The following is a 25,222-nucleotide window of genomic DNA, read 5'->3' as shown; positions in this document are numbered from 1 at the left end:
CCTGGCGCCGCGGTACGGCCGGACATTGTTGCAGTCGCTGGTGCGGACGGTACGTCAGGCCACCACTGTGGCACGGAACAGAGTCCCCGTACCGGACACTTCGACCTTTTCGCCGGAGGGTACGAATACGGAGGCGCCGGGTGCGAGATCGACCTCGCCCGCCTTCGGGGCTCCCCCGGTGCAGAGCAGGATCTGCGGGGTGTCCCTGGTCAGGTCGACGGGGGCGGCGCCGGGCGAGAGGTCGAAGCGCGAGAGCCGGAATTCGTCCACGGGCGTCTCGTACAGCTCCTCGCCGGACGACGAGGCCTCGGGACGCAGGACACCGGGCTCGGTCGCCTCGAAGCGGACGATGCGCAGCAGTTCGGGTACGTCGATGTGCTTGGGCGTGAGTCCGCAGCGCAGCACGTTGTCCGAGTTGGCCATGATCTCGACGCCGAGGCCGTCGAGGTAGGCGTGCGGGACGCCCGCGCCGAGGAACAGGGCTTCGCCGGGCTGGAGTTCCACGTAGTTCAGCAGCATCGCCGCGATGACACCGGGATCGCCGGGGAAGTGGTGGGCGATCCGGGCGTACGGGGCGTGGGCGCCGCCGAGGCGTTCGGCGGCGGCCGCGGCCAGGTTCACCGTTTCGGCCATCTCCGCGGGGTCGGCGCCGAGGATCGCGGTGAGGACCTCGCGCAGGGCGGCCTCTTCGGGGTGGGCGCCGAGCAGGTCGACGTACGGCTTGAGGGAGTCGACGCCGAGTGCCGCCATCGCCTCGGCCGCCTCGGTGGGCCGGCGGAAGCCGCACAGGCCGGCGAAGGGGGTGAGCGCGCAGATCAGCTCGGGCTTGTGGTTGGCGTCCTTGTACGTGCGGTGGGGCGCGTCGATCGGTACGGACCGGCGCTCCTCGTCCTCGTAGCCCCGCTTGGCCTGGGCGAGGTCGGGGTGGACCTGGAGGGAGAGCGGGGCGCCCGCGGCGAGCAGTTTGAGGAGGAAGGGGAGGCGGGGGCCGAACTTCTCGGCGGTGGCCCGGCCCAGTTCGCGCTCGGGGTCGGCGGCGATGACATCGGTGAGGGGCTGTTCGGAGCCGGCCTCTCCGGTGCCGGTTATGCGGGTGAGGAGCGAGGGGGCGCCGGGGTGGGCGCCCATCCACATCTCGGCCTGGGGTTCGCCGGTGGGGGCGATGCCGAGCAGTTCGGGGATGGCGGTGGTGGAGCCCCAGGCGTAAGGGCGCACGGTGTTGGAGAGCCGGTCCATGGTGTTCGTCCTTGTGAAGTGCGTGGATCGGGGGTGTGCAGTGCTGTGTGCTGGGTGCTACGCGTGCTGGGTGCTACGCGTGCTGCGTGCTGTGTCCTGGTGGCGGCTGCGCTTCCGGTGAGGTGCGGTCGGCCGGGCGGCTCGTCGGGGTCAGGCGCCGGCTGCCGACGCGAGTGCCAGGTAGACGGCGGCGAAGTCGGTGACCGCGAGCAGTTCGGCGAGGGCTTCGAGCTCGGTGCCCTCGTCGGGTTCGAGTTCGCTGATCGCCGTGTCGTGGCCGAGGGCCAGTTCGCGGGCGGCGGGAGCCGCGCTCAGGCCGCCGGTGGGACGGTCGCGGAGCAGTACGACGCGGGCGTGCAGCGGCTCCGGCTCATCGACCCGGTCGCGGAAGAAGTCGTCGGGGTCGGCCCCGGCGGCGAAGGTGCCCGCCAGCAGTGTGCCGTGGGCGGGAAGTGCCTCGGGCAGTTCGGCGGCGAGGGCCGGGCGGCCGGCCAGCTCGGCCAGGACGGCGGCGAACCGGCGGCCGACCGGTCCGGCGGCGTCGCCCTCCGTCCAGATGAGGGGCAGGCTGTCGGCGAGTTCGGCCGCGAGGGTCTTGGCCGGGTTGCTGTACGTGGCGATGGCCGGACCGCAGCGTTCCGCGGTGCGGTCCAGGCGGTCGGCGACGCTCTGCAGCGCCTCGGCGGACGCGGTGAGCAGGCCGACCCGGTCCAGCAGCGCGAGCAGCGGGGTGAACAGGGCCCAGAGCGTGCCCGGACCCGCGGCCGATGTCTCGGCGTCGTACTCGCCGTGCGGGGCGGAGGCCATCGGTACGACGAGTCCGTGCGCCCCGTCGATCGCCTCGCGCAGGGGCGACTGGCGAGGGGTGACGGCGACCACGCTGCAGCCTCGGCGGTACGCCTGCTCGGCGAGGAGGGCGAGGCCCGGCTCGGAGCCGTCTGCCGTGACGATCAGCAGCAGGTCCACGGAGCCGGCCCAGCCGGGCAACGTCCAGCGCATCGCGCCCCCGGCGGGGGCGACGCCGGTGGGGTGGATGCGGGTGACGGGCGCGGAGGCGCCTGCCAGGGCGGTGATCAGGTCGGCGACGCCGGATGCGGCGGTGCCGGAGCCCGCGACGAGTACGGCGCGGGGGCGGCCCTCCGGGTTCAGTTGGGTGATCCCCGCCTCGGTGGCGTGCCGGGCGGCGGTACGGACCCGGGCCCCGGCCTCGGCGGCGCCGCGGAGCAGGCCGCGGCGGTCGGCTCGGGCCAGGGCTTCCGGGGCGTCGAGCAGCGACTCGTCGAGCATGGGGACGGTCCTCCGATCACGTGCTGATCACCGTGCGGGGTGCGGGCGGGGCCCGCTGCGGGCCCGGACGCCGTTACGCGGGGCGGCGGGCCTCGTCGACGAGGAGGACGGGGATGCCGTCCCGTACCGGGTAGGCCAGGCCGCAGTCCTTGCCGGTGCAGACCAGCTCGGGGCTGTCGGCTGCCGACCGGTCATCGAGCGGGGAGTGGCAGGCCGGGCAGGCGAGGATCTCCAGGAGGCCGGCTTCGAGCGGCATGGGCGGGTCCCTTCAAGCAACGGATCAGGCGACGTCAGCCTACCGCCGGGGGCGGTGGGGTGCGGGGCGGGCCGGGGGCCCGCGGGTGGGGGGTGCGGTGCGGGTGCGCGGTGCGGGTGGGTGCGCGGTGCGGGTGGGTGCGCGGTGCGGGTGGGTGCGCGGTGCGGGTGGGTGCGCGGTGCGGGTGGGTGCGCCTGCGGCGGGCCTGTTCCCCTACCCGCCCCTTCCCGTAACCGGGGCTCTGCCCCGGACCCCGCTCCTCAAGCGCCGGAGGGGCTGAAAACAAGTGGCGGAGGCGCTGGGAATGACGCCGGGGCCCAGAGGCTGGGAGTGGAGCCGGGGATGGGGGCAGAGCCAGAGCTGAAGGCGGAGCCTGAGAGGGCTGGAGGTGGAGCCGTGGCAGGGCAAAGCCGGGGGCTGAAGGCAGAGCCCAGGCGGACGGAGGGGCTGGAGGCCTCGCCCCGAGTGACCGGAGGGGGCTGAAGGCGGAGCCCCCAGCAGACAGACCGGGCTGAAGCCGGAGCCCACAGCGACCGGGACGCCGAAGGCGAAGCCCCAGCAGACAGACCTGGTCGGAGGCCGGAACCCACAGCGACCGGGACGCCGAAGGCGAAGCCCCCAGCAGACAGACCTGGTCGGAGGCCGTGTCTCAAGCGTGGGGTGGGAGGGAGGGGGCCGGGGTTCGGACCAGGGCCAGGACCTCGTCGCGTACGGCTGTCATTGTCTGTTCGTCGCGGGCCTCCACGTTCAGGCGCAGCAAGGGTTCCGTGTTGGAGGCGCGGAGGTTGAACCACCAGTCGGGGGCCGTGACCGTCAGGCCGTCCAGGTCGTCGGTCGTGACGCCGTCGCGGGGTGCGAAGGACGCGCGTACCGCGGCCGTGCGGCCCGGCTGGTCGGCGACCGTGGAGTTGATCTCGCCGGAGCCGGCGTAGCGGTCGTACCTGGCGACCAGTTCGGACAGGGGGCCCGGCTGACCGCCCAGCGCGGCCAGGACGTGGAGCGCGGCGAGCATGCCCGTATCGGCGTTCCAGAAATCGCGGAAGTAGTAGTGCGCGGAGTGTTCGCCGCCGAAGATCGCGCCGTGCTCTGCCATCTCCGCCTTGATGAAGGAGTGGCCCACGCGGGTACGGACCGGGGTGCCGCCGTTCTCGCGGACGACCTCGGGGACCGAGAGGGACGTGATCAGGTTGTGGATGACGGTGCCCTTGCCGCCGTTGCGGGCGAGTTCCCTGGCTGCGACCAGGGCGGTGATCGCGGACGGCGAGATGCCCGCGCCCCGCTCGTCGACGACGAAGCAGCGGTCCGCGTCGCCGTCGAAGGCGAGGCCGAGGTCGGCGCCCTCGGCCACGACCCGGGCCTGGAGGTCGACGAGGTTCTTCGGGTCGAGGGGGTTGGCCTCGTGGTTGGGGAACGTGCCGTCGAGTTCGAAGTACATCGGTACGAGGTCGACGGGCAGGTCCGCGAAGACGGTGGGGACGGTGTGGCCACCCATGCCGTTGCCCGCGTCGACGACCACCTTCAGCGGCCGGACGGACGTCAGGTCGACCAGGGACAGCAGGTGGGCCGCGTAGTCGGTGAGGGTGTCGCGCTCGGTGACGGTGCCGGGGGCGGCGACCGGCTGCGGGGCGCCGGTCCCGGACCACTTCTCGACCAGGGCGCGGATCTCCAGGAGCCCGGTGTCCTGGCCCACGGGTGCGGCGCCCGCCCGGCAGAGCTTGATGCCGTTGTAGCGCGCCGGGTTGTGCGAGGCGGTGAACATCGCGCCCGGGAGGCCCAGGCTGCCCGAGGCGAAGTACAGCTGGTCGGTCGAGCAGAGGCCGATGAGTGTGACGTCCGCGCCGCGCGACGCGGCTCCGCGTGCGAAAGCCCCCGAGAGGCCGGGCGACGAGGGCCGCATGTCGTGGCCGATCACGATCGCGTCCGCGTCCGTCACCTCGACGAACGCCGCCCCGAACTGCTCGGCCAGCGATTCGTCCCACTGGTCGGGCACCACTCCGCGCACGTCGTACGCCTTCACGATCTGCGACAGATCAGCAGCCACGGGCCGGTCCTCCTGAGATTTCTTCGGACCGCCCAAACTACCCGGCGGGCTGGTACGCCGTGCTCGGGGCAGCATCCAGCCCAGGACCGCCGTGCTCTGCGCCACCACGATCAGGCACATCACGAGCAGCAGCCCCAGGCTCCACGGCACCACCTTGCGCAGGAGGGCACCCTCGCGTCCGGCCAGGCCGGCCGCCGCACCGGCGATCGTCAGGTTCTGCGGGGAGATCATCTTGCCGAGCACCCCGTCGGAGCTGTCGGCCGCGGCGAGCAGCTCCGGCGAGAGGCCCGGTTCGCGTGCCGCCGATACCTGGAGTGCGCCGAAGAGCGCGTTCGCGAAGGTGTCGGAGCCGGAGCCGGAGACGGCGACGCCGAACCAGCCGAGCACCGGGGAGAGGAAGGCGAGTCCGGCTCCCGCGGCGGCCACGGACTGGCCGATGATGGCGGACTGTCCGGAGAAGTTCATGACGTACGCGAGCGCCAGTACGGAGGTCGCCGTGAGGATCGCGTACCGCAGTTCGGGCACCGTGCCCGCCCGTTCGCGCGCCGCGTCCCGGGCCCGTACGCCGAGCACGGCGGCGATGACCAGGCCGGCCCGCGTGCCCGGGGACGGTCATCAGCGCTGCCGCGCCCGCCAGTGCGGCGGCGATGTCGGCGAGTTGGGCGGAGAAGTGGTTGGACGCGGCGAACTGGGCGGCGGCGAAGGCGACTCCGCAGCCGAGTGCGGGCAGCCAGGTCTCGCAGTCCGCGCCTCCCGTCCACCAGGAAGACCAGGAAGACCAGGAAGACCAGGATCAGGAAGACCGGGATCAGGGGGACGAGGAGGGCGAGCAGCGGGGTCTGGCGGCCCACGACGGAGGCCACGGCGTCCAGCGGAAGGCCGGTGATCTGGGCGAGTGTCACCACGGGCGTGCCCATGGCGCCGAACGCGACGGGCGCACCGAAGCCCGCGAGGGCTTCCAGGAGCGCGTCGGAGCAGAAGGCGATGACGAGCGCCTGGATGCGCGGGCCACCGGAGAACCGGCCGAAGAACCGGCGGAGGATGTCGAAGTGCCGGGTGCGCACGGTCGTCCGGTACACCCACAGGGCGTTGACGACGATCCACATGATCGGGAAGAGCACGAAGAGCACGCCCTGGGCGCCCGCGGCGAGGTTCTAACCGAGCGGCATCCCGTGCGCGAGCGAGCCGACGGCCACGGCGACGGCCAGTCCGATGAGCCCGGCCCGGTGCGCACGCGTCCGTACCGCGCCGAGCGGTACCAGCACGGTGACCAGGGGAAGCGAGGCGAGGAGAGCGGACAGGACGGGCGAATCGGCTACGGGGTCGAGTTGCCGGACGAACACACGGACCTTCTCGGATTCCGTGACGCGGAAAGCGCGTTCCCACGAATGAGGAGATGGTCGTGTTCACGACAACTATGGGGCAATGGAGCAATGAGTCGTGCTGACCGACAGGACAGGGACCGGCTCAGGAGTCCGGTGAACGCAGCACCCTCAGATGGCCGCGGCGCGCGACCTCCATCGGATCGGCGGCGTGCGGGCCGCCGCCCCTCCCGTCGGTGCCACGATCCTGAGGCCTCGCCGCTTCCCGTACGGCATTGGCGAGCGCTTCGAGATCGTCGCCGCTGGGGCGGGTGGGAGCGGAGGGGTCGGAGAGCCGGACGACCTCCCAGCCGCGTGGCGCCGTCAGCCGTTCACTGTGTTCGGCGCAGAGGTCGTAGCAGTGGGGCTCGGCATAGGTGGCGAGCGGGCCGAGGACCGCAGTCGAGTCGGCATAGACGTACGTCAGTGTCGCGACGGCAGGGCGGCCGCACGCGGTGCGCGAACAGCGACGTACAGGGCTCACGATGTTGGACGGTACCGCACTCTTGAGCGGGCTGCGACGACTCTCCCTCAGGTCACCCCACCGTGTCGCCCGGTGAACTCCGGCACGAGCGCCCTCCGGACAGTCCATCCGACCTGCGAGGGAACGGAAAAAGGCCGGACCTGGCGGCACCGATTCCGGTCACCACTCGACACAAAAGCTGTCATTCAGCTGGAGATCAACGGTCAGGAGCAGGGTCTGAAACGGGCCCCCGATTGGCCGGATTGTTCAGGATTGGACATGCCGTTGCCCTGTCCCGGAAAACGCCGATGCCCTGTCGGGGAGCGGCGGTCCGCCCGGCCCGTGGAGAGTTACCCTGCGTCAGTGATGGACAGTCCCGTACCTCCCCACCCGCCCGAGCCGCGCCCACGTCGTCGTGACCGCCATGGCCGCGGCATGCGGGGGCCCGTCGCCCCGCCCCAGGTGCCGCTCTCGGCCAGCAGGGCGGAGAACTTCCGCGATCTCGTGCAGGACTCGGTGGAGCGGCTGGAACGGCGCTGGCCTCAGCTGGCCGACGTCGACTTCATGGTGCTCGACGTGCCGGGAACGCAGGAGGAGACCGTGCCGCTGGGGCGGGCGGTCTCCGCGGAGAAGGGCCGGCCCGCGCAGATCGTGGTCTACCGGCGGCCCGTCGAGATCCGCACCAAGAACCGCGACGAGCGCGCCCTGCTGGTCCACGAGGTCGTGGTGGAGCAGGTCGCGGAGCTGCTCGGGCTCGCACCGGACTCCGTGGATCCGCGGTACGGGCAGGAGTAGCGCCGGCCGTACGGACGGGAGCCCGGTGTCCCGGCCCCCGCCCGTACCGCCCGCTCAGTCGTCGAGGACCGAGAGGTCCTGCTCGGCCACGGGGACCTCGACCGTTCCGAGGTCGTCCGGCAGGGTCTGCACGGTGAACATCTGGACACCGTCCTGCGTGAGGGTGAGCGTGCGTGCGGCGTGGACCGGACCGCCCGACTCCGTCTCCACCGTCAGGGCGTAGCCGCCCTTGAGGCCGGACGGTACGGGCGGGGTGACCGCCAGCGTCGTACCGCCCTTGACCGTGTACTTCTTGACGGACTGTTCGCCGCCCCCGCTGCCCGCCGACGCGGTGACCTTGACGGTGGCGGTGGCCCCCGGCGCGGTGAGCGAGAGGACCGAGTCCTTGTCCCGGTTGTCGGCCACGCTCGCCCGCGCGCCCACCGGTCCGGTCGCCGGGATGTAGCCGACCTCCTGCTTGTCGCCGGTGCCGCGGACCACGCGCAGTGCGGCGACCACCGGGGTGCCCTTCCCGCCCTCGGCGGGGGTCAGCAGCAGGGAGCCGGCCTCGCCCTTGGTGATGTCCTTCAGGTCGACACCCGCGGTCATCCGCGACTTGACGTGGATGGCCTCGTGCCCGACCGGGGAGATCGCGCCGGTCCTGCCGAGCAGTTTCACCTTCAGATCGGCGTCGCCGTCGCCCGGTGCGAAGACCACGAGACGGACCGAGGTGGCGTCCGCGGGGATGCCGGGGAGCACCAGGGTGCCCGTCGGGTCGGTGGAGGCGGCCAGCCAGTCGCTGCCGGTCCCCTCGTCCGCGGTCCTGACGACCGCGCCGACGCGTCCGGTACGGGTGGTGACGTGCACGGTCACGTCCTCGGCGGCCTTGCTCGTCAGCGTGGAGATCAGGACCGGCACGCTGGAGCGGGCGGGCACCGTGATGCCCTCGCCGACATCGGACTTCAGGGAGCCGTCCGGACCGTACAGCTCGATGTCGGCGACGGCCGCGGTGTCGTCCGGGTTGGTCAGGTGGACGTAGTCCTCGCGGGTCTTCGCGGTGCTCGCGGCCGGGAACCAGAAGTTCGTGCCAGGCCCGGTGCAGCTGACGCCGAGCAGGCCGCGGGCGCCGCCCGCCTCCACCATGGTGGTCTGCTGGGTGGTCCAGCCGGGGGCAAGGCGGCCGGTGGCGGTGCCGAACAGCGCGGGGGCGTCGGCGCCGGAGACCTCGGCAGTGGCCGGTTTGCCGGGCTCCTTGAGCGAGATGACCGGCTTTCCGGAATCCGCCTTGTTCTTGCCCTTCTCGTCCTTCCCGCCCTTCTTCCCGCCGTCGGCCGCGGTGGCGTTGTGCAGTTCGGCCGCGCCGGCCTCGCCGCCACTGCCGCCCGCCGGGGTGACGGAGGTGTAGGTCGTCTCCGCGAGGTCCGAGAGGCCGGGGGCCGGGCAGAGCAGGCTGGACCGTTCGACCGGCAGCCGTGCGGCGGCCTTCGCCGGTGCCGCGTCCCCATCGCCGGGCGCGGTGAGCGCGGCGAAACCGGTGACGGCGGCGAGGGCGACGGTGCCCGCGATGAGGGACAGGCTGGTGGACTTCACTCGGACTCGCCTCGCGATGCGTTGCCGGTCGGCCACGGGTTCTGGCCCGGGGCGGGGTTCTCGTCGGGGTTCTGCGGGTCGTACTGGCCCTGCGGTGCGCCCTGCTGCCCGCCCTGCTGCCCGTAGTGGGCCTGGGGGTCGTACGAGGCCTGGGGGTCGTACGGGGTCTGGGCCTGGGCCTGGGCCTGCGGGTCGTACTGCTGCTGCGCGGCGTAGCCGTACGGGTCGTAGGTGTTCTGCTGGTACGGATCGGCGGCGAGGTGGTCCTGCTGCGTGCCGTACTGGCCGTTCTGCTGCGGGTCGTACTGACCGTCCTGGTACTGACCGGTCTGGTACTGGCCGGTCTGATACTGCTCGCCCTGGTACTGCTGGTAGCCGGCGTCCTGGTACTGCTGCGCGTCCCATTCGCCGTACTGCTGCTGCGGCACCGCCGCGTACTGGCCGGTGTCGGCCTGCGGGGCGAAGGCGTCCTGGTCGTCGGCCTGCTGGACGAAGGCGTCCCGGTCGTCGCTCCCGCGCGGTTGTGGCTCGGCGGTCTGCTCGGCGGGGGTGTGCTCCCCCGCCTGCTGGGCCGGGATGTACCGGCCCGCCGCGTCCGGTGCCTCCTCGGCCGGACCGTTCCCGGCCGACTCGGCCTCGGCCTCGGCCTCCGCCTGGGCGGCCGCGCGCAGCCTGCGGGCCCGGCGCCCCTCCCCGGCGACCGGCTCCGCGGGGACCGGCACGTTCTCCTCGGGGAGGTCGTCGTCGATCTCCCGGCGGCGGCCGGGCAGGGCGAGGACCAGCAGGACGACGGCCAGCGCGGACTGGGCCCAGATCCAGGCGGTGTGGGTGAGCGGGGTGTCGTACGTGAGGTCCAGCGTGCCGCCCTCGGCGGGGAGCTCGAAGCCCTGGGCCCAGCCGTCGACGGTCTTCGCGGTCAGCGTCCGGCCGTCGAGCGTGGCCTGCCAGCCGGGGTCGGCGACGTCCGCGATCCGCAGCACGCGGCCGGAGCCGCCCGCCGGGATCCTGGTGTGCGCCTCGACGGGGAGGGAGCCGACGGGCAGCGGTTCCCCGTCGGTGCCGGACGGGACGATCATGACGCGGGCGACCTGGCGGTCGACCCGCCACAGCGCGCTGCCGTCCAGCTGGCTCAGCCGGCTGAGCCCCGGGGTCGAGTCGAGTACCCGGCTCATCTCCTTCGGAGCGCCGTCACGGACCAGTACGTAACGGATCGCGAAGCCGCTGAGCTGGCTGCCCTGGTCGGCTCCGGAGCCCGCGACCAGGTTGGCGACGACCTTGTCGAGGTGGCTGTTGCTGCCGCCCGCCTCGACCAGTTCGGCGTCACCGAGCCGCGCGCCGGAGCCGCGTACCAGGGTGTACGAGACGGCTGCGGGCGAGGTGCCGCCGAGGACCAGGGTGCGCGGCTGGTCCCGGGTGGTGCTCTCCTCCGCCACGAACGCGGGCACCTGCACCGGGTCGCGGCGCTCCAGCGGGCCCGCCGCGCCACTGATCATCCAGCCCGCGGCGGCCAGCGCCGGGGCGAGCGCGGCGGCGAGGGCGATCAGCACGGCGACCGGCTGCCGCCAGCCGAAGCTGAGCTCGGCGACGCGTACCCGGGCACCGTCCGCGCCGACCAGCGCGGCAGCGATCAGCGCGATGCCGTAGACCAGGGTGGCGGGACCGGCCCAGCCCGAACCGTTGGCCAGCGCGGCGAAGACCAGCGCCACGAGCGCGACCGCCCACGCGGTGCGTACCGCGAACTGCCGCTCCCCGCGCAGCAGCGCGGCCAGTGCGGCGAGCACGATGCCGAGCAGCAGCAGACTGCCCGCCGCCTTGGGGCCGCCGGGGCTGATGCCGAGCAGGTCGAGCGCGGAGGCCGTGCCCGTACCGATGTCCAGGCCCGCCTCCTTCAGGAAGCCGGACGGGCTGGTGAGGAGCGAGAGCGACCAGGGCGCGAGAACGAGCAGCGGGGTACCGATCGCGGCGAGGAAGCGGAGCCCGTACGCGGCGATGTCGTCGCGGCGCAGGGCGAGCACACCGATGCCGAGGACCGCGGCGAGCGGCCAGACGATCGGCGTGAACGCCATCACGAAGGTGAGGAGCAGTGCGTACGCCCAGGTGGCGCGCCAGCTGCCGCGGGCGTCACCGGTGGCTCGCATGCCGTACGCGGAGACGGCGGTACGGGCGATCAGCGGGAGCAGCACGGCCAGCACGGCGGTGCCGAGACGGCCGGTCGCCAGGGCGCCGGTCGCGGCGGGCAGGAAGGCGTACGCGATGCTCGCCCAGGCCCGCAGCAGCCTCGATTCGAGCAGCGGCCGGGAGGCGAAGTACGCGGTGAGTCCGGCGAGCGGTACGGAGCAGACCAGCAGCAGGGTGAGCGCGAAGCCGGTCGAGCCGAGGAAGAGCGCGGACAGGGCCGAGAGCACGGCGAGGTAGGGCGGCGCGGTCTGCGTGCCGCCGGTGCCGATCGTGTGCCAGCCGTCCGCGTACTTGCTCCACAGGTCGGAGACGTCGGCGGGGGCGGGCAGCAGTGCGCCGCCGGTCAGCGCTCCGCCGCCGAGCAGGCCGCGGCAGGCGACGAGCGAGACGAGGAGCAGGACGGCGAAGAGCACCGGGCCCGGCTTGCGCCCGATCCGCTTGAGCCGCGCGAACTGCTCGATCTCCAGGAAGTCCGCGTCGTCGCCACCGGGACCGGACTCCACGGCGCCGTGCCGGGAGCCGCCCGCGTCGGCGTCGGAGCCGCTGCCGAAGTTCCCGGCGACCTGATCGACGGTGGCGCGGACGGTGGCACCGGGCGGCGGGAAGAGGCCGCGCAACTCGGCCTGGTCGACAGCTCCCTTGCCGCGGCTGCGCCGGGCCGAGAGGATCCGCCCGGGGCGCAGCAGGGTGCCGAAGAGCCCGGCGACCTCGTCGACGGCCTGGCCGGGCACCTTGCCGACGAGATACGCGAGGGTGCGCAGCAGGGTCCCCAGGACGAGCCGGAGCATCACCCAGGGCAGTACCTTGGCGCGGGCGTTGACCAGCATCGTGTAGACGGCGCCGGCCTTGTCGACGCGGTGCGGGGAGGAGACGGAGCGCCCCGCGCAGTCGATCGGGCGGCGCTCGCGGGCGGAGGCCTCGGCGTGCCTGAGAACGGCGTCGGGGGCGACGAGCACCCGGTGTCCCGCGACGTGCGCGCGCCAGCACAGGTCGACGTCGTCACGCATCAGGGGGAGCCTGCGGTCGAACCCGCCGAGCTCCTCCCAGATGTCACGGCGGATCAGCATGCCGGCGGTGGAGACGGAGAGCACGGTACGGACCTGGTCGTGCTGGCCCTGGTCCTGCTCGCGGCGGTCGAGTCCGGTCCAGCGGCGTCCGCTGTTGGCGATGGAGACACCGACCTCCAGCAGCTGCTTGCGGTCGTACCAGCCGCGCAGCTTGGGGCCGACGATCGAGGCGTGCGGGTCGGCGTCGACGACGCGCAGCAGTTCGGCGAGCGCGTCGGGCTCGGGTGCGCAGTCGTCGTGGAGCAGCCAGAGCCACTGCACCGGTTCGCCGTGCGGCAGTTCGGGCAGGTCGTAGGCGTCGTCGCGCCAGCTCCGGCTGACGGGGTCCCAGCTGCTGGGGCGCTTCAGGTACGGCAGGTCCTCGGGGGTGAGGACGCCGGCCGTGCGGGTGGCCTCGTCGACGGCGGTGCCGAAGCTCGTACGGCGCGCGAGGTGCAGGACCCGTTCGGCGCCGAGCGCCTCGGTGACCAGCCGCGCGGAGTCGTCGGCGCTTCCGGTGTCGGCGGCGACGACGTTCTGTACGGGGCGTTCCTGCCCGAGCAGCCCGGCAAGCGCGTCGGGCAGCCAGCGTGCGCCGTCGTGGGAGACGAGCACGGCGGTGACGACATGCCGGGGGAACTCTGGGGCGGTGGCGGCCGCGTACGGCGCCGCCGATTGGCTGTGCACGGACATCGAGGTACGGGCCCTCCGGCCGGGTCCGGGGGGCGTCACCCCGGGGGCTGCATCGGTGTACACGCGCGCCCTGTCGGGGCGTTGGCGCGTCTCGGACGGGGCCCCACACTAACGGTACGGATAACCGCGGCGGCGCCGAGCGCTCGAACGGGACTGCGGCCGGGCGGTGGTGGAGCCGCGGCGGACACGGCGATGGCCCGTCGTCTGCGGGCAGGGCGCAGGCGGCGGGCCATGGTCGGTCGCGGTCCGGGATGTCCGGTGTCGGGGTGTGCGGTTGCCAGGGTGTTCCGGCGATGAGGCGTTTTCGTCGCCGCGGGGTTCCGCGGTCAGACGGCGGCCTTCTTCAGGCGGCGCCGTTCACGTTCCGAGAGACCGCCCCAGATTCCGAAGCGTTCGTCATTGGAAAGGGCATATTCAAGGCATTCGGACCGGACCTCACAGGCGAGACAGACCTTCTTGGCCTCGCGGGTGGATCCGCCCTTCTCGGGAAAGAAGGACTCGGGATCGGTCTGCGCGCACAGCGCGCGCTCCTGCCAGCCGAGTTCCTCGTCCGCGTCCTCGACCAGCAGTTGCTGGAACAGCTCGGTCATGTGCGCCCCTCGTCTGTCTCTTGCGTCCCCGTGATGCAGCCGTTACTGATTGCGGCCGAACGACACGAGTGAAATTACAAGTGTGTAGCTCCGGGCCAGTCAAGCGAAGATCTGCTATTGGCCCAGGTATTCACTCTGCGGAACCAAGCGTATGCGAAAAGTGTGCAAATCACCAAAAACCTGACATATGCCATGGGCCTCACCGCACCCCCGCTTCTCACCGAGTGAGACGACCGGAGCCACCCCGATGTTTCGATTCGATCACCGAAGCGACCAGGATCACAGTCGGGTCACGGGAGCCCAATGAGGTTTGGGGGCACGGCTGATGCGCCACATCTCCGTCGCGGCGGTTGCACAAACCTTTCACCTCATCCAGTAACCGGATGAGGTGAAACATTACCCCCAAATCGGGCATCAAGTTGACAGCGGCGGATCCAGCCGGTCTCCTTTAATGCATGCCAGCGACCGCCGCGATGTACGCCACCCACGTCCGTGGGTTCCGCACCGCTGTCCAGGCCCGCTGTTGCTGTTCCAGCTGTCACAGCTGTTGATGCCCCCAGGGCACCGGCTCTGATCCAGCTCCTCTCGCAGAGCTTCTCCGCAGCACTTCCGCTTCCGCAGGACTTCTTCGTCCGCGATCCTCCGCGCGGCCGAGGTTCTCCGGGCTCCGCGACGCCCCGCACACGCACCCCCCATGCCGAGGAACCACCTCACCCATGAACAGCGACAGCGACCTTCAGATCGCCGGCGACATCCTTGAGGTCCAGCACCTCCTCCAGCCGGCCCGCGAGCACCCCTCCACCGTGGCCGAGTTCGTCGGACTCGCCCGCGCCATCGCCGCCGACCGTGCCCAGTGGGCACCGCTCGTCCGGTACGACACCACCACCCGCTGGTACCACCGGCTGCGCACCGGACTCGGCTACGAGGTCTGGCTGCTCAGCTGGGTGCCCGGCCAAGGCAGCGGGCTCCACGACCACGGACGGTCCTCCGGTGTACTGACCGTCCTGGACGGCCGGTTGACCGAGCGCACCGAGCGCACCACCCGCGCGCTGGACGCGGGTGCGCAGCGGGTCTTCGCGCCCGGCTATGCGCACGAGGTGGTCAACGACTCCCTCGAACCGGCCGTCAGCCTGCACATCTACTACCCGGGTCTGACCGAGATGCCGATGCACGCGGCGCAGTGCGCCCCGGCAGCCGTGGACGTCGTACCCGCCTGACAGCCCACCACCGCCCCCACAAGGATCAGGCTGCGCCTGACAGACTGTCTGCATGCGCATTGTGGTTCTGGCCGGCGGTATCGGTGGTGCTCGTTTTCTGCGTGGCCTCAAGCAGGCCGCGCCCGACGCGGACATCACGGTGATCGGCAACACCGGTGACGACATCCATCTGTTCGGGCTGAAGGTCTGCCCCGACCTCGACACCGTGATGTACACCCTCGGCGGTGGCATCAACGAGGAGCAGGGCTGGGGGCGTACGGACGAGAGCTTCCACGTCAAGGAGGAGCTCGCGGCGTACGGCGTGGGGCCGGAGTGGTTCGGGCTCGGCGACCGTGATTTCGCGACGCACATCGTCCGCACGCAGATGCTGGGCGCGGGCTATCCGCTGAGCGCCGTCACCGAGGCGCTCTGCGCACGCTGGAAGCCGGGGGTCCGGCTGCTGCCGATGTCCGACGACCGGGTCGAGACGCATGTCGCGGTCGACATGGACGGCGAGCGCAGAGCGATCCACTTCCAGGAGTACTGGGTGAAGCTGCGTGCCTCCGTCGAGGCGCAGGCGATCGTGCCGGTCGGCGCCGAGCAGGCGAAGCCGGCTCCGGGAGTGCTGGAGGCCATCGCCGAGGCCGACGTGATTCTCTTCCCGCCGTCCAACCCCGTCGTGTCGGTGGGGACGATTCTTGCCGTGCCCGGGATCCGGGAGGCCATCGCCGAGGCCGGGGTGTCGGTCGTCGGCCTCTCCCCCATCGTCGGGGACGCGCCCGTGCGCGGCATGGCGGACAAGGTGCTCGCCGCGGTGGGCGTCGAGTCGACGGCGTCGGCCGTGGCCACGCACTACGGTTCCGGGCTGCTCGACGGCTGGCTCGTCGACACGGTGGACGCCGGGGCGGTCGGCGAGGTGGAGGCCGCGGGCATCCGCTGCCGTTCCGTGCCGCTGATGATGACCGATGTCGACGCGACGGCCGAGATGGCCCGGCAGGCGCTGGTGCTGGCCGAGGAGGTACGGGCGTGAGCGCCGACGCGGCCTCCGGCGCGGCGCCCTCGTACCGGGTCCGGGCGCTGCCCGGGATGCCCGAGGTGCGGGCCGGGGACGACCTGGCGAAGCTGATCGCCGCGACCGGACCGGGTCTGGTCGACGGTGATGTCCTGCTGGTCACCTCGAAGATCGTCTCCAAGGCGGAGGGCCGGATCGTCGAGGCGACCGACCGGGAGGCGGCGATCGACGCCGAGACGGTCCGGGTGGTGGCACGGCGCGGCGCGCTGCGCATCGTCGAGAACCGGCAGGGTCTGGTCATGGCCGCGGCCGGGGTCGACGCCTCGAACACCCCCGCCGGGACGGTGCTGCTGCTGCCCGAGGACCCCGACGCCTCGGCGCGGGCGATCCGCGACGGGCTGCGGGACACGCTCGGCGTCGAGGTCGGGGTCGTCGTCACGGACACCTTCGGGCGCCCGTGGCGCAACGGACTGACCGATGTGGCGATCGGGGCGGCCGGGGTCCGGGTGCTGGACGATCTGCGCGGCGGCACGGACGCGTACGGCAATGCGCTCAGCGCCACCGTGGTCGCCACCGCCGACGAGCTGGCCTCGGCCGGTGATCTGGTCAAGGGCAAGGCGGACGGGCTGCCCGTCGCGGTCGTGCGGGGGCTCGGTCATGTGGTGGACCCGGCGGACACCGCGGGCGGCGCTCGGGCGATGGTGCGGGTCGCGGCCGACGACATGTTCCGGCTCGGCACGTCGGAGGCGGTACGGGAAGCGGTGACCCTGCGGCGTACGGTGCGCGAGTTCACCGACGATCCGGTGGACCCGGGTGCGGTGCGGCGGGCCGTGGCCGCGGCGGTGACGGCGCCCGCGCCGCATCACACGACGCCGTGGCGGTTCGTCCTGCTGGAGTCCGAGGGGTCGCGGACCCGGCTGCTCGACGCGATGCGGGACGCGTGGATCGAGGATCTGCGACGTGACGGCAGGAGCGAGGAGTCGATCGCCAAGCGGGTGCGGCGGGGCGATGTGCTGCGCCGGGCACCGTATCTGGTGGTGCCGTGTCTGGTGATGGACGGCTCCCACACGTACGGGGACGAGCGGCGGGACACGGCGGAGCGCGAGATGTTCGTGGTCGCCGCGGGGGCCGGCATCCAGAACTTCCTGGTGGCGCTGGCGGGCGAGCGGCTGGGCTCGGCGTGGGTGTCGTCGACGATGTTCTGCCGCTCCGTGGTGCGCGAGGTGCTGGACCTGCCGGAGACATGGGATCCGCTGGGGGCGGTGGCGGTGGGGCGCGCGGCGGCCGAGCCCGCGGCGCGGCCGGGGCGGGACGCGGAGGCGTTCGTCGAGGTGCGCTGAGGCGGGGCGCCGGGAGCCGGGCCGGGGTGGGCGGCTCTACAGGCGGGCGATGTCGCCCCGGGTCATGCGCGGGGCGCGGCGGGCCGGGGTGTGGCCCGACAGCAGGATGAGGCGGGTCGCCCGGTGGCGCTGGCCCTCGTACGGGGCCAGGAGGGTCAGCATCTCCTCGTCGTCGGCGTCCCGGTTGCCCGCCAGGGCGTGGCCGACGATGCCGGGGAGGTGGAGGTCGCCGACGGTGACCGCGTCCGCGGCGCCGTTCGAGCGCTGGAGCGTCTCGGCGGAGGTCCAGGGGCCGATGCCGGGGATCAGTTCCAGGCGGGCCATGGCCTCGGGGAGCTCCATGCCCGCCGCCTCCTCCATGCGGCGGGCCACGCGTACCGCGCGCAGGATCGTGCCCGCGCGTTTGGCGTCGACGCCCGCGCGGTGCCATTCCCAGGACGGGATCAGGGACCAGGTGCGGGCGTCCGGCATGACGTGGAGACCCAGCGCGGTGAACGCGGCGTGGTCCGTGGGGCCGGGCGCCGGGGTGCCGTGCTTCCGGACCAGGAGGCGCCAGGCGCGGTAGGCCTCGTCCGTGGTGACCTTCTGTTCCAGGATCGAAGGGATCAAGGACTCCATGACCAGGCCGGTGCGCAGCAGACGCAGGCCGGGGCGATGGTGCCGGGTCAGGGCGAGCAGGCGGTGGCGCGGACGGAAGGCGTCCGGGTCGTCCGTCGCGCCGAGCAGCGTCGGGAGCCGGTCCAGCAGCCACGGTGCGCCGGGGCCCCAGGCCGCCGCGTCGATCCGGCCGCCCCGGGCGGTGAGGCGGAGGGTGCCGGGGCCCGCGGGTGTGCGGCTGGCCCGCCAGGCCGTGCCGTCCCCGGTCATCCGGAACGTGGGGTCGGCGGGGCCGCGGCGCAGTGGCCCGACGACCAGGCGCAGGTCGAGCGGGCCGGGCGGGGTCCACTCACGGGTCAGCGCGTCCGCCGCCGGAGCCGCCGCCTGGTGCGGGACGGCCGCGCGAGGTGCGCTGCGGGGTGCGAATCGTCCTGCCACGGTGAGGTCCTCGGTCGTCGGGGTGCCTGTCGAGGGTAAGCGCTGCGGCCGGTGCCCGGCTGTTCGTCGGTCCGCGCCGTTCGCGGGACGGCCCTCAGGCGTCGGAGGAGAAGCGCACCGCCGCGTCCGGGAGGACCGCCCCGCACCAGACGCGGATGCCGTCGCGCAGTTCGTTGTCGGCGCCGACCCGGGCCCCGTCCCCGACGACCGCGCCGGTGAGCACCGTACGGCTGCCGATCCGGGCACCGGCTCCGACCAGCGAGTCCTTGATCACGGCTCTCGGTCCGACGACCGCGCCGGCCAGTATCGCGGAGCCGTCGATCCGGGCTCCCTCGCCGATCAGGGCGCCCTCTCCGACCACCGTACCGCCGCTGATCTTGGCATCGGCGGCGACCGAGGCCGTCGGCAGCACGAGCCCGTCGCCGCATCGGCCGGGCACGGCCGGGGACGGGGCGCGGCCCAGGACCAGATCGGCGGAGCCGCGTACGAAGGCCTGCGGGGTGCCGAGGTCCAGCCAGTACGTGGAGTCGACCATGCCCTGGAGGTGCGCTCCGGAGGCGAGCAGTCCGGGGAAGGTCTCGCGCTCGACGGAGACGGGGCGGCCGGCCGGGATGGTGTCGATGACCGAGCGGCGGAAGATGTACGCCCCGGCGTTGATCTGGTCGGTGACGATCTCCTCGGGCGTCTCGGGCTTCTCCAGGAACGCGGTGACCCGGCCGCTGCCGTCCGTCGGTACGAGGCCGAAGGCGCGCGGGTCCTCGACCCGGGTGAGGTGGAGGGAGACATCCGCTCCGGAGCTCGTGTGCGAGGCGACCAGCGACCGGATGTCCAGGCCGGTGAGGATGTCGCCGTTGAAGACGAGCACCGGGTCGTCCGGGCCCGCGGTCAGCCGGGACGCGACATTGCGTATCGCTCCGCCGGTGCCGAGCGGTTCGCGTTCGGTGACGTACTCGATGTGGAGGCCGAGCGACGAGCCGTCGCCGAAGTACGGTTCGAAGACCTCCGCCAGGTACGACGTCGCGAGCACGATGTGCTCGACCCCGGCTGCCCTGGCGCGCGCCAGCTGGTGGGTGAGGAACGGAACGCCCGCTGCCGGAACCATGGGCTTGGGCGTGTGCACCGTGAGCGGGCGCAGCCGGGTTCCCTTTCCACCGACCAGGAGGATCGCTTCTTTTGCCTCTGTCACAGCACTGACTCTGCTTCCTGCTGGGGCCTGGCCTGGTTTCGGCTGGCCAGTGTATGCAGACCGGTTCGGTCGTCCCCGGTCAGCGGCCCGCAGCAGCCTTTGGTTCCGTTTAGCGGCCCTGGAGCTTGGCTGAGCTGGTCCGGGCCGAGCCGAGCTTCTTGTAGAGACGCGCTCCGGGGCATTCGGTTGCGAAGCCGTCCCGGTGGCCGGAGATGACGTTGAGTCTGACCTTCTTGCCCTTCTTGTACTTGTTCCCGCCGCCCGAGACGAGCGTGGTCTTGCCGCGCGGGTTGGCGCCGAACAGGCCGAGTTTCCAGGCGGTGAGCTTCGCGACGGCGTTCACCGCGGCGGCGGGCGGGTTCGACCTGGTGAAGGTCCCGAGCACCGCGATGCCCATGCTGTTGGTGTTGAAGCCGAGCGTGTGCGCTCCCAGGACGGCCCGCGTCACGCCTCCCGCACGTCCTTCGTAGATGTTTCCGCACTTGTCGACGGCGAAGTTGTAGCCGATGTCGCGCCAGCCGCTGCTCTTGACGTGGTAGCGGTAGATGCCGCGCAGGACCGAGGACGCCTGGGCGCACGTGTAGTTGTTGCCCGTGGCGCTGTGGTGGATGAAGGCGGCCTTGACCGTGCTGGTGTAGACGAATGTGCGTTCCCTGAGCTTCTCGTCGGCGCCCCAGCCCTTGCGGGTGATGATGCGCGGACGGGGACCGATGTACGGCTGGGCGCCGGGCGCGAGGCCCGCCGCCGCCTCGCCCTGTGCCTCGGACGCCGCCTTGCCCAGGGCGGGGAGCACGCTCGGGGAGAGGGTGGTGGTGCGCCCGTCCGCGGCGGCCGGGGCGCCCGCCGTGGTTCCGTTTCCGGTCGCGGCCTCGGTTTCGGCCTCGGTTTCGGCCTCGGTTTCGGCCTCGGTTTCGGCCTCGGTTTCGGCCTCGGTTTCGGCCTCGGCGTCCGTCGCGGGGAGCTGCTGCGGGTCCTTGCCCGGGTCGACGAGTTCGAGGCGCAGTCCGATCGGCAGCGGTACGGGGGAGGTGGTGTGGTCCTGCGGGTCCAGGGCCTCGGGGCGTACGCGCACCGCGACGCCGTCCGAGTCGCCGACCCAGAGCGGGGCGGTGGAGCCCCGGACGGAGCCGGATTCGCGCTCGGCGGTGCCGGGGTCGGCGGCGTGTTCGGCGTTGTGGGTCTCCAGGTCCTGCCAGTCCGACCAGTCACCGGTGCCGGTGGCGCGGGTGCGGACCTGGACGGTGCCGTGGAGTTCGGCGTTCGCGTCGTCCCAGACGACGCCGACCAGGGAGAAGGGGCGGACCTCGCGTTCGGGCAGCCCCTGTTCGGGGGCCGCCGTGGCCCGGGTGGCTTCGCCGGTGGCCCGGTCGGACGGTGCCGGCAGGGTCCGCATCGGCAGGGACTGCGTCGAGCCCGGCACATCGACGGGCTCGGCGGGCCCGGCCGACTCGGCGGGGACGGTGCGGGTGTCGGGGGCGGCGCCCGCGGGCACGGCCAGCGGCAGTACGAGAACAGCCGCGCAGGTGACACCTATCGAGGATGCAAGGAAGGCACGCATACGAATAATCCTGGGCATACTCAGGCAACTCCGGCTACCGGGGTGTGCCCGCGCAATTGACGGCCCGTCTGCCCAACCGGTGTATCCGGCCCCCTTCCTCCCCGCCGGGCCGGTGGCCGCCGCGTACCCTTGCGCGGATGAACGCCACCGACCGCACCCCTGCCGACCTGCTGCGTTCCGCACTCGCCGCGGACCCGGCCCGCCCCTTGGTCACTTTCTACGACGACGCCACCGGAGAACGCGTCGAACTGTCGGTGGCCACCTTCGCCAATTGGGTGGCCAAGACCGCCAACCTCCTGCAGGGCGACCTCGCCGCCGGACCGGGCGACCGGCTCGCGCTTCTGCTGCCCGCGCACTGGCAGTCCGCGGTCTGGCTGCTCGCCTGCTCCTCGGTCGGCGTGATCGCCGATGTGCAGGGCGACCCGGCCGGGGCCGACCTCGTCGTCAGCGGCCCGGACACCCTGGAGGCCGCGCGCGCCTGCCGCGGCGAGCGGGTCGCCCTGGCGCTGCGCCCGCTGGGCGGCAGGTTCCCGCAGGCGCCCGAGGGTTTCGCGGACTACGCGGTCGAGGTGCCGAGCCAGGGCGACCGGTTCGCGCCGTTCGCCCCCGTGGACCCGGACGCCCCCGCGCTGGCGGTGGACGGCGTCGAGCTGACATCGGCGCAGCTGGTGGCGCGGGCCCGCGAGGATGCCGACGGGCTCGGCCTGACCGCCGGATCGCGGCTGCTCACGGGACGTACGTACGACACCTGGGAGGGGCTGAGCGCGGGGCTGTTCGCGCCGCTGGCCGCCGGGGGGTCCGTGGTCCTGTGCCGGCACCTGGGCCGGCTGGGCGAGGAAGGGCTGGCGAAGCGTGTGGAAAGCGAGCGGGTCACCAACAGCACGGTATGACAAGCACGCTGAGGACCACTCTTCCGGCCCACATCGCGTCGAGTCCTCGGGGGCTGCGCCTCAACTCCGGTACATGATCGGCGTTACGGACCACCAAGGACACAACCAAGCGTGAGGTTCAGCCGTCTACTTCTGCGACCGGCGGCCCGACGCGCCGCCGAACGTGAAGGATGGACGCAGACGTGAGCGAAAGCGCCGGCCCGCCGGACGACCCGGCGGGCGGGGACAAGTCGCGGTCCGGGAACGGATCGGGCGCCACCCCGGTAACCGGAGCCGGGCACCGGCACCACTGGCTGCGCTGGACCGCGCTCGGCGCCTCGTTCGTCGTCCTGGTCGCGGCGGGCGTCGGCTGGTGGCTGTACCGGAAGCTCGACGGCAACATCAGGACCGACACGTCCGCAGCCGCCGAACTCAAGGTGTACGAGCGGGAGCGGCCCGCCTCCGTGGTGCACGACGCGGAGAACATCCTGCTCATCGGCTCGGACAGCCGGGCCGGCGACAACCGCAAGTACGGCCGTGACGACGGCGGGAGCCAGCGCTCGGACACCACGATCCTGCTCCACCTCGCCGCGGACCGGAAGAGCGCCACCGCGATGTCCCTGCCGCGCGACCTGATGGTGCAGATCCCGGTCTGCCACAGCGCGGACGGCACGGCCACGAAGAAGCAATTCGCCCAGTTCAACTGGGCCTTCGAGTTCGGTGGCACCGCCTGCACGATCCGTACGGTCGAGAAGATGACCGGCATCCGGATCGACCACCACATGGTCGTCGACTTCAACGGCTTCAAGGACATGGTCGACGCCGTGGACGGGGTCGAGGTCTGCCTCAAGAAGCCGGTCGACGACGCCGACGCCCATCTGAAGCTCCCCGCCGGGCGCCAGACGCTCGACGGCGAACAGGCGCTGGGGTACGTACGGGCCCGCAAGTCGATCGGCAACGGCAGCGACACCGAACGGATGGACCGCCAGCAGCAGTTCCTGGGCGCGCTGGTGAACAAGGTCCAGAGCGACGGCGTACTGCTCAATCCGACCCGCCTCTACCCGGTGCTGGACGCGGCCACCAAGGCGCTGACCACCGACCCGGGGCTGGACAGCCTCAAGGACCTGTACGAGCTGGTGCGCGGCATGCGCAACGTACCGACCGACAAGGTGCAGTTCCTGACCGTGCCCCGGCAGCCGTACGCCGCCAACCGGAACCGGGACGAACTCGTACAGCCCGATGCACGCCGGCTCTTCAAGCGGCTGCGCGACGACGATCCGGTCGCCGTGGTCCCGGCGGACCGGCTCAAGCGTGACAACGAGAAGAACAACGGGAAAAACAATGCCGCGACCGATACCCCGGATGCTTCGGGTCCCAGCCCCACACCCACATATTCGGGCAACAACGCGGCGGCGGACCTGTGCAAGCAGTAAAGCAATTCCCAAGCAGAAGCCGGTGATCGGCGTGTAATGGGCAGTATGACCAGTTGTAAGGACCGTGGAATTTGTCACGCACGTCGCTCGACGTGGAACAGGGCCGATAGTGTGACGCGATCCGGTGCTGCCGGCCACCAGGCCGCGCACTTCTGGAGCGAAAGATCGAGCGCCTGATCGGGGGAGGCGCCTCGCGTGGCACCGACGGAGGACTCAAGCAACCGTGGATGCGCAAAGCCGTGGGCGGGCGGACGGAATCGACCCCGCAGACCAGTGGGTACTCAACCCGCACACCGGCGATTACGAACTGCGACTGAATAATTCCGGAGGGGAATCGGACGGCCCTTCCCGTACTTCCGGCGCGCGTGTCCCCAAAAGCAGAGGGCCGGCCCGGGAGGACGGCGGTGGGCGCAGAGGCGCCTCCCGTGACGGCAGGGGCGAGCGCCGGAGTCCGGCCCGCGACGGCCAGGGGTCCGGTTCGAACCGCGAGGTGCCTGGGCAGCGCAGCCGCCGTTCGGGCAACGGCCCGCGCGGCCAGGAGAGTTCCGGTCCGGGCGGCCCGGCGGGCCGCCGTAGCCGCAAGGCCCCCAAGGCCCGCCGCAAGAAGGCGCTGCTGTGGACGGGTGGCGTGATGGCCTTCGTCCTGGTCGGCCTGTCGGTGGGTGGGTACGCGCTGTACCAGCACTTCAACGGCAACCTGAACGCGATCGACGTGGGCGGGGCCGGCAACAAGAACGTCTTCGACAACGACGCCCCGATCAACATCCTGATCATCGGTACCGACAAGCGCACCGGCAAGGGCAACGAGGGCTACGGCGACAAGGGCAGCGTGGGCCACGCCGACACCAACATCCTCTTCCACGTCTCCGAGGACCGCACCAACGCGACGGCGCTCAGCATCCCCCGCGACCTGATCACCGACATTCCGAAGTGCAGGACCAAGCAGCCGGACGGCTCGGAGAAGGTCGTCCCGGGGACGCAGAACGTCCGCTTCAACCAGAGCCTCGGCCAGGAGGGCCGTAACCCCGGCTGCACCATGGAGACGGTCAAGGAGATCACCGGCCTGAAGGTCGACCACTTCATGATGGTCGACTTCAACGCGGTGAAGGAGCTGTCCACGGCGGTCGGCGGGGTCGAGATCTGCCTGGCCAAGCCGGTCAAGGACCCGGACTCGCACCTGGACCTGCCGGCCGGTGAGCACCGCATCCAGGGCGAGGACGCCCTGGCGTTCGTACGGACCCGGCACAGCTTCGGCAACCATGGCGACCTGGACCGGATCAAGGTCCAGCAGCAGTTCATCGCGTCGATGATCCGGCAGATGCAGTCCGACGACACCCTGACCAGCCTGCCCAAGCTGTACAAGCTGGCGGACGCCGCGACCAAGGCGCTCACCGTGGACTCCGGCATCGGCTCGGTGAAGAAGCTGACCTCGCTGGCCCAGGAGCTCGGCAAGGTCAACACGAAGAACATCACCTTCACCACGGTGCCGGTGCTCGACAACCCGGCCGAGAAGACACCGGTCACCGTCGTACTGAACCCGCCCAAGTCCGACCCGCTGTTCGCCATGATGCGCGACGACACCTCGCTGACCGAGGTGAAGTCGAAGAAGAAGGCCGCGAAGAGCAAGCAGGACGCGCTCCTCAAGGGCTCCAAGGCCGCCGCGGGCGACGTACGCGTCGATGTGTACAACGGCGGCAAGGTGCCCGGCGCCGCGCAGGCTACGGTCGCCTGGCTGCAGAACGACCAGGGCGTACTCAAGTCCACCAACAAGGCCAACGCCCCGGCGAAGGCCGCGAAGACGACGCTGGAGTACGCGCCGAACCAGGCGGACCAGGCCCGCGCGCTGGCGGCCATGATGGGCCTGCCCGGCTCGGCCATGAAGCAGGGCACCTCGGACGCCGAAGGGCTCCAGGCGATGGTGCTGACCCTGGGGGACGACTTCAAGGGCGCGGGCACGCCCATCGTCGGACCGGCAAAGGTGCCGGCCGACATTCAGCAAGCAAACGCCGACAAGGCAGAGTGCGCCAAGTGACACCGGGTCACTGCGCGGAACCACGAGTCTGAGCAGCAGGGGGTCT

Annotated in this window: 18 protein-coding genes and 1 pseudogene; 7 read left to right on the top strand and 12 right to left on the bottom strand. The window is 72.0% G+C overall.

Going from position 1 to position 25,222, the window contains the following annotated elements:
• Window positions 1-54: 54 nt before the first annotated feature.
• The 6 genes and pseudogenes from manA to ACFV8T_RS20545 form a co-directional block, all read right to left on the bottom strand.
• Window positions 55-1,236: a mannose-6-phosphate isomerase, class I gene (gene manA / locus ACFV8T_RS20570; protein WP_385329221.1), complete on the bottom strand. Its 1,182-nt coding sequence runs from the start codon at window positions 1,234-1,236 to the stop codon at window positions 55-57.
• Between the two features lie 150 nt (window positions 1,237-1,386).
• Complete coding sequence (locus tag ACFV8T_RS20565) at window positions 1,387-2,523, bottom strand: SIS domain-containing protein (RefSeq protein ID WP_385329218.1); 1,137 nt, start codon at window positions 2,521-2,523, stop codon at window positions 1,387-1,389.
• A gap of 73 nt (window positions 2,524-2,596) precedes the next feature.
• On the bottom strand, window positions 2,597-2,779 hold the full coding sequence (locus ACFV8T_RS20560) for a Trm112 family protein (RefSeq protein WP_018552946.1): 183 nt from the start codon (window positions 2,777-2,779) through the stop codon (window positions 2,597-2,599).
• 649 nt (window positions 2,780-3,428) lie between these two features.
• Window positions 3,429-4,820, bottom strand: coding sequence for a phosphomannomutase/phosphoglucomutase (locus tag ACFV8T_RS20555; RefSeq protein WP_385329272.1), 1,392 nt, complete (start codon window positions 4,818-4,820; stop codon window positions 3,429-3,431).
• 66 nt (window positions 4,821-4,886) lie between these two features.
• A pseudogene (locus ACFV8T_RS20550) lies at window positions 4,887-6,163 on the bottom strand (L-lactate permease); the annotation flags it as partial.
• A 124-nt stretch (window positions 6,164-6,287) separates the two neighbouring features.
• Window positions 6,288-6,665 carry a DUF3499 domain-containing protein gene (locus ACFV8T_RS20545; protein ID WP_385329216.1) on the bottom strand — a complete coding sequence of 126 codons (378 nt, stop codon included), beginning with the start codon at window positions 6,663-6,665 and terminating at the stop codon, window positions 6,288-6,290.
• Between the two features lie 345 nt (window positions 6,666-7,010).
• On the opposite strand from ACFV8T_RS20545, the gene ACFV8T_RS20540 reads away from it, so the two are divergent.
• Window positions 7,011-7,439 (top strand): metallopeptidase family protein, encoded by a 429-nt coding sequence (locus ACFV8T_RS20540; RefSeq protein WP_266425795.1) that lies wholly within the window; start codon window positions 7,011-7,013, stop codon window positions 7,437-7,439.
• 54 nt (window positions 7,440-7,493) lie between these two features.
• Here ACFV8T_RS20540 and ACFV8T_RS20535 read toward each other — a convergent pair whose 3' ends face one another.
• The 3 genes from ACFV8T_RS20535 to ACFV8T_RS20525 all read right to left on the bottom strand — a co-directional run bounded on the left by ACFV8T_RS20535 (window position 7,494) and on the right by ACFV8T_RS20525 (window position 13,515).
• Complete coding sequence (locus tag ACFV8T_RS20535; protein WP_385329213.1) at window positions 7,494-9,008, bottom strand: DUF5719 family protein; 1,515 nt, start codon at window positions 9,006-9,008, stop codon at window positions 7,494-7,496.
• Window positions 9,005-12,925: a glycosyltransferase gene (locus ACFV8T_RS20530; RefSeq protein ID WP_385329210.1), complete on the bottom strand. Its 3,921-nt coding sequence runs from the start codon at window positions 12,923-12,925 to the stop codon at window positions 9,005-9,007. Before ACFV8T_RS20530 ends, ACFV8T_RS20535 begins: the two co-directional genes overlap by 4 nt.
• A 326-nt stretch (window positions 12,926-13,251) precedes the next feature.
• Window positions 13,252-13,515, bottom strand: coding sequence for a WhiB family transcriptional regulator (locus tag ACFV8T_RS20525; protein WP_030927001.1), 264 nt, complete (start codon window positions 13,513-13,515; stop codon window positions 13,252-13,254).
• A 716-nt stretch (window positions 13,516-14,231) separates the two neighbouring features.
• Here ACFV8T_RS20525 and ACFV8T_RS20520 point away from each other — a divergent pair.
• Genes ACFV8T_RS20520 through ACFV8T_RS20510 form a run of 3 tightly spaced genes read left to right on the top strand, consistent with a single transcriptional unit; the run spans window position 14,232 to window position 17,063 of the window.
• Window positions 14,232-14,732, top strand: a complete 501-nt coding sequence (locus tag ACFV8T_RS20520) for a cysteine dioxygenase (protein WP_385329207.1) — start codon at window positions 14,232-14,234, stop codon at window positions 14,730-14,732.
• Window positions 14,733-14,784: 52 nt separating this feature from the next.
• The gene (gene cofD / locus ACFV8T_RS20515) at window positions 14,785-15,741 is read left to right on the top strand and encodes a 2-phospho-L-lactate transferase (protein WP_385329205.1); all 957 of its coding nucleotides are present in this window, start codon (window positions 14,785-14,787) and stop codon (window positions 15,739-15,741) included.
• Window positions 15,738-17,063, top strand: a complete 1,326-nt coding sequence (locus ACFV8T_RS20510) for a coenzyme F420-0:L-glutamate ligase (protein ID WP_385329203.1) — start codon at window positions 15,738-15,740, stop codon at window positions 17,061-17,063. Before cofD ends, ACFV8T_RS20510 begins: the two co-directional genes overlap by 4 nt.
• Window positions 17,064-17,099: 36 nt before the next feature.
• On the opposite strand, the gene ACFV8T_RS20505 is transcribed toward ACFV8T_RS20510, so the two are convergent.
• From ACFV8T_RS20505 to ACFV8T_RS20495, 3 genes are all read right to left on the bottom strand, one after another.
• A complete protein-coding gene (locus tag ACFV8T_RS20505) occupies window positions 17,100-18,098 on the bottom strand; it encodes a DNA-3-methyladenine glycosylase family protein (RefSeq protein WP_385329200.1) in 999 nt (332 codons plus the stop codon).
• A 94-nt stretch (window positions 18,099-18,192) separates the two neighbouring features.
• Window positions 18,193-19,284 (bottom strand): sugar phosphate nucleotidyltransferase, encoded by a 1,092-nt coding sequence (locus tag ACFV8T_RS20500; protein WP_385329198.1) that lies wholly within the window; start codon window positions 19,282-19,284, stop codon window positions 18,193-18,195.
• A 109-nt stretch (window positions 19,285-19,393) separates the two neighbouring features.
• Window positions 19,394-20,842, bottom strand: a complete 1,449-nt coding sequence (locus ACFV8T_RS20495; protein ID WP_385329196.1) for a peptidoglycan recognition protein — start codon at window positions 20,840-20,842, stop codon at window positions 19,394-19,396.
• A 137-nt stretch (window positions 20,843-20,979) separates the two neighbouring features.
• Between ACFV8T_RS20495 and ACFV8T_RS20490 the strand changes: the two genes are divergently transcribed.
• The 3 genes from ACFV8T_RS20490 to ACFV8T_RS20480 all read left to right on the top strand — a co-directional run bounded on the left by ACFV8T_RS20490 (window position 20,980) and on the right by ACFV8T_RS20480 (window position 25,176).
• Window positions 20,980-21,732, top strand: coding sequence for a TIGR03089 family protein (locus ACFV8T_RS20490; RefSeq protein WP_385329193.1), 753 nt, complete (start codon window positions 20,980-20,982; stop codon window positions 21,730-21,732).
• Window positions 21,733-21,902: 170 nt separating this feature from the next.
• Window positions 21,903-23,144: an LCP family protein gene (locus tag ACFV8T_RS20485; RefSeq protein ID WP_385329190.1), complete on the top strand. Its 1,242-nt coding sequence runs from the start codon at window positions 21,903-21,905 to the stop codon at window positions 23,142-23,144.
• 223 nt (window positions 23,145-23,367) lie between these two features.
• On the top strand, window positions 23,368-25,176 hold the full coding sequence (locus tag ACFV8T_RS20480; protein ID WP_385329188.1) for an LCP family protein: 1,809 nt from the start codon (window positions 23,368-23,370) through the stop codon (window positions 25,174-25,176).
• Window positions 25,177-25,222 lie beyond the last annotated feature (46 nt).

This window comes from Streptomyces sp. NPDC059832 (genome assembly GCF_042731715.1).
Taxonomy (GTDB): Bacteria; Actinomycetota; Actinomycetes; order Streptomycetales; family Streptomycetaceae; genus Streptomyces.
The sequence above is the reverse complement of the archived record's forward strand: the minus strand, read 5'-3'. Positions and strand labels throughout refer to the sequence as shown.